A 346-nucleotide genomic window follows, 5' to 3' on the forward strand; every position below is an offset into this window, starting at 1 on the left:
ACACATGCAAGTCGAACGGTAACAGGAAGCAGCTTGCTGCTTTGCTGACGAGTGGCGGACGGGTGAGTAATGTCTGGGAAACTGCCTGATGGAGGGGGATAACTACTGGAAACGGTAGCTAATACCGCATAACGTCGCAAGACCAAAGAGGGGGACCTTAGGGCCTCTTGCCATCGGATGTGCCCAGATGGGATTAGCTAGTAGGTGGGGTAACGGCTCACCTAGGCGACGATCCCTAGCTGGTCTGAGAGGATGACCAGCCACACTGGAACTGAGACACGGTCCAGACTCCTACGGGAGGCAGCAGTGGGGAATATTGCACAATGGGCGCAAGCCTGATGCAGCC

Annotated in this window: 1 rRNA gene; it reads left to right on the forward strand. The window is 56.1% G+C overall.

The window, feature by feature from the left end:
• A 16S ribosomal RNA gene (locus tag EIZ58_RS32880) occupies window positions 1–345 on the forward strand; the annotation flags it as partial.
• Between the last annotated feature and the right edge of the window lies 1 nt (window position 346).

This window comes from Ammoniphilus sp. YIM 78166, from assembly GCF_004522215.1.
Classification (GTDB): domain Bacteria; phylum Bacillota; class Bacilli; order Aneurinibacillales; family RAOX-1; genus YIM-78166.